Consider the following 7441-nt stretch of genomic DNA (forward strand, 5'->3'; position numbering starts at 1 on the left):
ACCACGGGTTTTATATTCCTGCTCACCCGGAACGTTCATCTCTCTCCAGCGTGCACCGGTCGATAGAATGATGGTTTTGGATTCTAACTTCGCCCCATTTTCCAACGTGACTTCAACTAGGCCATTCGCCGTTTCATCTGCACCTTTAATGTTAGCAACACGTTGCAGATTCATGATGTCCACACCATACTCACGTACATGCGCTTCCATCTCGGCGGCAAACTTCGGGCCCTGGGTTTTCTGTACGGAAGTGAAGTTTTCAATGTCCATGGTATCCATGACCTGACCGCCCATGCGCTCTGCCACAATTCCAGTTTTAATGCCTTTACGCGCGGCATAGATCGCTGCGGTGTTACCAGCAGGTCCGCCACCAATCACCAGTACATCAAACGCGTCTTTGGCATTTAACTTTGCTGCATCTTTGGCTGCAGAATTGCTATCCAGTTTGGCAATGATCTCTTCCAAGGTCATACGGCCCTGACCGATGTGGGCGTTGTCCTGGAACACCATAGGTACTGCCATGATCTTGCGCTGTTCCACTTCATCCTGGAAAAATGCACCGTCAATCATGGTGGCCGTGGTGCCCGGGTTATAGATGGCGATCAGGTTGAGGGCTTGCACCACATCAGGACAGTTATGGCAGCTGAGCGAGACAAACACTTCAAAATCAGCTGTTAAATTTAAACCCTTGATCTGTGCCAGGACTTCATCCGACACTTTCGGGGCATAACCCGACACCTGTAACAAGGCCAGAATGAGGGAAGTAAATTCATGTCCCATCGGCAAGCCGGCAAAGAAGATACGCGGTTCTTCCCCTGCTTTTGCAATACCGAAGCTAGGTGCACGGCTATTTGTACCGTCGAAGCGTGCAGTGACTAAATCAGATAACGCTGCAACTTCAGTCACCAGTTCTTTAATCTTGTCAGACTTATCTGAAGCATCCAAAGTCGCGACCAGTTCAATCGGGCCTTCCAGACGTTCCAATAAAGTTTTTAATTGAGCTGAAGTATTTTGGTCTAACATGGCTAACGTCTCCAAGGGAGTAAATGCTTATTTAATAAAGCTATAGTAAGGTAAATATTTAAATAGGTAAAACAGTTTGTTTTTATAATTACAATCGGAATATTAAATTAAATAAGTTTTACCCTGTTTTGGTGTATCCCGCCCTTCAGCATTGCCTGAATCATCTCACTGAAAAAGGCATCAAAAAATAATAAAAGCCCATTTCAGGGCTTTTGAAATGCATCATTTAAGCTGCATACGCTGCTCAACTCTGAAGATCCGCCTTTTTAAATGCTGCGACAGCAGCAGTAGAATTGCACTTAAAATTCCGAACAGTATGGCAGCAGCAATAATCAAAATTTGTACCACTGAACTCATTTGCTCTGCCTGAGCTACCTGTCTGGAAACAATCTTTGCCATTGGCGTTAAACTCTGACCATAAAGCTGGTGTTGCATGGTCCAAAGCTGTTCGGGTTTAAAACCATATTCAAAAAAATCAGGATCTGTTTTTTCCGCTTTCACTAAAGCTAGAACTTGTGGAATAGCCGCATCCTTATCTATCGGTTGATGTAGTAATGCTGTCTGGGCCAGCAGATAAGCTTTGACTGGCTCATCGACTTCGCTACGCTGTAAATATTGTGCCAGCTCGCTTTGCTGAATATTTTTCTCATAGTGAATCGCTTCCCTATAGGCATCATTCTCTTTATTATTTAAATCATATTGCAGATAGGTCAGACCTGACCACAGCATAATAAAAGCAATGATCCAGCCCACAAACTTCAAAATAAAAGACTGAAAACGGACATAGAAAAAGCGGATTTTTTTTAGAAAATGAATGACAAAAAATGCGCCCATAAAAGAAACAAACAGCTTTAGAATCAGCCAGCCAAACCATGACAACAGGTTGCTAAAATAATCACGATGCTGACCAAGTTCAGTAAGGTTTGCATCTACACTGAGCGGGATATGCAATTGTTTCAGTTCCGTCGTAATACCGAAAAAACTATAGACAAAATCATGCTGTAGAAAAAAAGCCACCACGGAAGCAAGGAAAATGGTGCTGCTGGTGATCGCCCATAACATCACATTGCGTTGACGCTTCTTCAGCATCACCACACCATTTTCGATCTGTTGCGAATTCACAGCATATTCATCCAAGGGAGGCAAACGCTTTCTCCTAAAGTGCTGGCAATGAGCTTAAACGAAGGATTAAGATTTATTCATTCCACTGCTACTCGATTCTATCACCAGATGATTCAGATTTTCCTGCAAGGCACGTAAACGCGTTGTCGCTTCAGCACGTTTTTGCAGCCCCTCTTTTTGTACCTGAATCACGTCATTCACTGTTTTAATGAGGGTATTCTGCACATGTTCAAGCGTTTCGATATCAATCACTGAGCGCTGGTTGGCTTTGGCCGTAGCCACCGAATTTTGATGCAGCAAGTCGGCATTACGGCGTAACAGGTCATTGGTGGCATCATCTATACTATTCGCCAGCTGGACACTGTTTTTCTGTTCATGCAGGGAAATAGCCAAGCTGATCTGGTTTTTCCATGCCGGTAAGGTAATGTTTTTAATGGCATAAAACTTATCGACAAGCATCAGGTTATTGGACTGGATAATCCGGATCATCGGCAAGGTTTGCATGGCAGACTGCTGCAAAATCTGTAAATCACTGACCCGTTTTTCCAGATTATTGGCCAGATGATTTAGATCATAGATCTTTTGCACCGTAGGCTGATCTTGGGCTTGGGCCGTTAAATGTGCAATTTTCTGCTGAATCTCCTGCTCTTTTAATTTCCCCGCTGCAATATAGATACCCAGCTGTCGGTATTCCTCCTGTACCCCCTGAAACATTTTATCCAAAGTGTCCACCCGTTTTTTTAAACCCGATTGAGACGTTTCAATTTCTTTGACCAGTACATCAATCTGTTCTTTGGTGCTATTAAAATGCTGATCAAAGCTCTGCTTGGCCCCTTTCATTTTACTGATCAGGCCACCCAAAAAACCCGTACTTTGTTTCTTGTTCAAAATACTGCTGCTATTCAACTGCTGGGCAATCTGCACCACCTGATTTAATTTTTGACCTGTGGTGTCCAGCTCCTTATTTTGTACCAGATTCAGCAGTTCATCGGTATAACCCGAGGTTTTTGTCGCAATATTTTTCCCATATTCCGCCACTGCATTATGGCTCATTTCAGCCAGTTCTTTATGTGCATTCATCACTTCATTAAAGTCTGAATCCTGCAAACCAATTTCCTGTAAATTCAATTGCTGAAACTGTTGCTGTACAAGATCCTGAGAGGCTTCAGCGGGTAAATCTTTGTGTTCTAAATCGGTCATGCTTCACCTGAAAATTAGGGTCTGATTAATGTATAGGTTTCTCGAGTGATTTTCTTAAAGTATGAATTAACTTCTCTCTGCTATGCTCCAGCTTGTCCAGTTCAATGCCCGAACTGTTCTGATTGCTTTGTTTAACATGATATTGCCAGGCAGGAATCAGTACCTGCTGCGCCTCTTTAAAACGGTCCAGCAAAGTAAAAGAAAGCTGCTGTGATAACTGCATCTGTGTAATTGCAATATCATTACTGGCTTGCAAAGTTTGTAATGAATTGATTTTTTTCGATAACCTTTCAGCAAAATTATCCAGCGGATGGACATTCCTGACGAAATTTGGATATTCCTGTAAAAATTCCTGCGCTGCCCGAATGTATTTTGCCATTTGCTCACGATGCCCGAGTAACTGCTGAAAACGTGCCTGGGACTTTTGTATTTCAATCTGCAATTTTTGACTTAATTGACTGGCCCGATGAAGCAATTGATCCAGGTTTTTATAATACTCGACCTGCCCAGAACCATATTCCAGATCAATTCCCAACCACTTTTGCAAGGCATTAAACTTGCGGCGGGTCAGATATTTTTTTGAATCGGCCAATGCCTGAATGAGCTGCTCTATGGTGCTGCTTAATTGCTGGGTCAGATGTGGATCGACACCGTTTAATAATACCGACTGAGCCTGAATGACTGAATCGGCATAATGATTCAGACGATATTGATCCTGCAGCAAAGGGACCAAATCATTCTGCTGAATAGACAGCAGTTCAGCCCGATTCACTTCAATGTCGGCTAAGGCAACAAGCATATCTATCTGAGACATAATATTGGAAACTCAACAAAATCATTTTTATAGTACGACTTCTGTATAAAAGATCATGTAGTGTTTTGCAATTTTTCCGTACCTCCATCAGAGATGTGGCTAAAAGCTAAAATAGGGTTCGGCAATCCGTCGGAAAAACAATCTGCTCTGTCCTCATAATAAATTGATTATTCAAATATTTATAAAATAAAAGACTTATTCAGGTCATTTTTAGCGCGTGTTTTTATCGGATTATCCAAGATTTGATGGTTGAATTCTTTATTCTATGCTTCAGCGAATACAGGAGTATTCGACAGCAATGAGAAAATTCAAATAAAAAATCGATTTCATGGAGCTGAATCGGAGAATAATGAGATGAAAAACAAAAATCTTTTCCTCAAATGGAGTGTAAATGCGTTATTTGCATCAATCGCATTCACATCCCTGAATAGCCATGCCACGACATCTGGAATGCCTGCCCCGGCGAATAGCCAACAGGTATTTTTTGTGGGCAATAACTGGGATGGAACGGTAACCGTCATTCGTCCATCGGGTGATTTTGGTAAAATCGGTGTGATCAACATGGTTCCTGATCGCAAAGAGCGTTTGACGGAAATCCACCTCAATCCAATTAAACTGATTGCCTATACTTACATTCAGTCCACCGCTGGAGAAGGTCATGATCAGCTGGTGGATGACATGTATTCCACACCAGATGGCAAATCTGTGGTGGCATCACGCCCAAGTTTTGCCGATGTGGTGTCGATTAATATTGCGACGGGTAAAATCAACTGGCGTACACCTGTAGAAGGCTTCCGTTCCGATCATATGGCAGTTTCTCCTGATGGTCAGCGCTTAGCGGTATCGGCATCTTCAGGCAATGTGGTTCAGGTGCTGGATATCAATACCGGTAAAGAATTGGGACGCTTTGCAACTGGCGACAAACCGCATGAAAATATTTTCTTTAACGGTGGCACAAAAATTCTAAACTCAGCCATTGGTAATGTGGAAACATCTATGGATGCCGCATGGCAAGATTTCACCAAGGGGAAGCGACTCCTCACCATTGCCGATGCCAATACTTTTAAAGTCCTCAAGACCATCGATTTCCGTCCGGTGCTGGATGCAGTTGGCCGTAAAGATCTGTCCAATGCGGTACGTCCGATTGTCCTGAGTAATGATGAAAGTAAAATTTATGCCCAGATTTCATTTTTTAATGGCTTGATCGAATATGACCTGAATCAGAATAAAGTTACTCGAATTGGTCAACTCCCAGGTAGCTCGACTATTCCATCTGACCGAACCAAATATGTAAATGACTCGCGTCATCATGGATTATCAATTAGTGCTGATGGTGAAAAACTATGTGTCGCCGGGACCATGGATGACTATGCAACCATTGTCGACCGCTCAACCCTAAAAGCAGGAAAGCTAATTGCTGCAGGCAAGCCTTATTGGGCAACACAAAGTCCAAATGGAAAAAGCTGTGTAATTTCTGAAAGTGCGACTGATGTAGTCACCGTGATTGATTTTGCAACGGGCGAAAAAGTGCTGAGTGTTCCTGTCGGAAACCATCCACAACGGGTTCGTATCGGTTATGCACCTGCGGGCTGGTCTACACCTTAACTGTTTATTTTTATAAATCGTACAGACCTGATCTTAAAGATTGGGTCTGCTTTTAATTTAAATGCAAGAGCAAGATTTCTGACATGGATCGTAGCATACAACTTGGTCTTATCATTGGTTTTATGGTGACCCTATCACTCTTCGTGGTGGTTTATATATTTAAACCGCTTTCCTCTCCACCGGTAGATACAGCAAAAGCAAAACCCACTCCAGCTCTTGTAGTAGCTCCTGTTGAAAAAAAAGTTATATCTACCACACCCGTTCAAACAGATACCGTATCGGTGCCAAATCAGGCAGAATTACTTCAACAACGCGACCGGCTATATAAAAATTTTGCAGCCATTAGCGACGCTTTGAGTCATGGACAGCAGCCCGATTTACGTCAGGTGAGCCAAATGTTGGAACAGCAAAAACAGCTGGTCAGAACAGGCATGGTTGCTGCGGATGAAGCTATTTCATATTGCCAGTTTTTAAGGCAGATTTTACCGGCAATGGAACATCAGATTGACCAAAATATTATAGAGTTAGAACAGCTTAAGCGTAGTGCTATACAAAAAGTACAGTCGTGATGATAAATAACATTAATGAACTTCTTTCATCAGCACCTTTTATTTCTTCCTATGAAGGGAAAAAATCAAGACGATTTATCAAGTATGGAAAAATTTAATATAGTCTGAAACATTAAAATATGTTGCCTTATCTATTTCACCCAATATTAATAAATAATGTACTCGTCCAATCATTTTTGCAGCTAAAGGCATTTCAATCTTGTTTAATATTAGGGATCGCTTGTTCACCAAATTCCTGAATACTCTTCTTTGAATATTTATTATAAAATTTCATTTTCTGATCAGGTGTTAACCCTTTCAATTTACTAGAAATTTTTCAAAGGCTTTGCTAAATAGATGATCATTTACAACTTTCGCACATTTAGCAAAGGAAAGCCCAAGACCCTACAATCCAACTTATTCTAAACTTGATGAAACAACCAATCCCAATACATCAAGATTTTCACCTTTGATATTTTGATCTAATTACTTTCTCAGCCAATGTGCTTACAATGCATTTTTCACTCTTATTAAGTTCTAAAAATTGATTATCTAAAGCATGATAAAAAATGAAAACCGCCTTAACCAATCTCTTTCAAACAATCCCGACACACCTTGATTTCTTTGTCATCAACCGTGTAGTCAACTTCAGTAGCACCATGCAGGCCAAATAAACACATTAAGAATTGGAGCATAATTTTTTCCAAAAAAAAGTCCCATGCGAGGGATGCATAGGACCAAAACCAGAGAAACTACAGCGTTTCAATTTGTTGGCGCATTCTAAATATGTATTTTAAATATATGAATATCAAAAACTACCAAAATTTATAAAAGATGAAATTTTATAAATAAAAACCAGAGTATTTTTATGCCTTAGTTTTTATACATATTCTAGAAAAATAAAAGCCCCAACATATTAATGAAGAGGCTTATATATCGTAATACTTTCGACAAAAGATAAAAATCTTCAATAAAAAAGCCTGCTTAACTCTCCAAAATTAAACAGGCTTAATTGCGCCAATACCTTAGAGCCTATCCAGTATTAATTTCATTCTTTTTTAGCACTTAAAAAAAGAATTTGTTAAAATTATTCAATGAGAAAACCATATCCCAGCGACATTAGTCGAGA

Annotated in this window: 6 protein-coding genes; 2 read left to right on the forward strand and 4 right to left on the reverse strand. The window is 40.8% G+C overall.

Annotation, left to right across the window (positions count from 1 at the left end; genetic code table 11):
* The 4 genes from ACE01T_RS16515 to ACE01T_RS16530 form a co-directional block, all read right to left on the reverse strand.
* On the reverse strand, positions 1-1023 hold a 1023-nt coding region (locus tag ACE01T_RS16515), incomplete at its 3' end, for an FAD-dependent oxidoreductase (protein ID WP_395519700.1).
* Between the two features lie 222 nt (positions 1024-1245).
* Positions 1246-2169, reverse strand: a complete 924-nt coding sequence (locus tag ACE01T_RS16520; protein ID WP_180081344.1) for a hypothetical protein — start codon at positions 2167-2169, stop codon at positions 1246-1248.
* A gap of 42 nt (positions 2170-2211) precedes the next feature.
* Positions 2212-3345 (reverse strand): toxic anion resistance protein, encoded by a 1134-nt coding sequence (locus tag ACE01T_RS16525; protein WP_395519701.1) that lies wholly within the window; start codon positions 3343-3345, stop codon positions 2212-2214.
* 25 nt (positions 3346-3370) lie between these two features.
* Complete coding sequence (locus ACE01T_RS16530; RefSeq protein WP_395519702.1) at positions 3371-4159, reverse strand: tellurium resistance protein; 789 nt, start codon at positions 4157-4159, stop codon at positions 3371-3373.
* Positions 4160-4513: 354 nt separating this feature from the next.
* Between ACE01T_RS16530 and ACE01T_RS16535 the strand changes: the two genes are divergently transcribed.
* Positions 4514-5764: a YncE family protein gene (locus tag ACE01T_RS16535; RefSeq protein WP_395519703.1), complete on the forward strand. Its 1251-nt coding sequence runs from the start codon at positions 4514-4516 to the stop codon at positions 5762-5764.
* Positions 5765-5847: 83 nt separating this feature from the next.
* Complete coding sequence (locus ACE01T_RS16540) at positions 5848-6333, forward strand: hypothetical protein (protein ID WP_180043874.1); 486 nt, start codon at positions 5848-5850, stop codon at positions 6331-6333.
* The last annotated feature ends 1108 nt before the right edge of the window (positions 6334-7441 follow it).

It is taken from the genome of Acinetobacter uliginosus (assembly GCF_044130295.1).
In the GTDB taxonomy this organism is placed as follows: domain Bacteria; phylum Pseudomonadota; class Gammaproteobacteria; order Pseudomonadales; family Moraxellaceae; genus Acinetobacter.

Coding starts and splice junctions, on each gene's coding strand:
- ACE01T_RS16540 (WP_180043874.1), top strand. CDS start 5,848: ATGGATCGTAGCATACAACTTGGTCTTATCATTGGTTTTATGGTGACC.
- ACE01T_RS16530 (WP_395519702.1), bottom strand. CDS start 4,159: ATGTCTCAGATAGATATGCTTGTTGCCTTAGCCGACATTGAAGTGAAT.
- ACE01T_RS16535 (WP_395519703.1), top strand. CDS start 4,514: ATGAAAAACAAAAATCTTTTCCTCAAATGGAGTGTAAATGCGTTATTT.
- ACE01T_RS16525 (WP_395519701.1), bottom strand. CDS start 3,345: ATGACCGATTTAGAACACAAAGATTTACCCGCTGAAGCCTCTCAGGAT.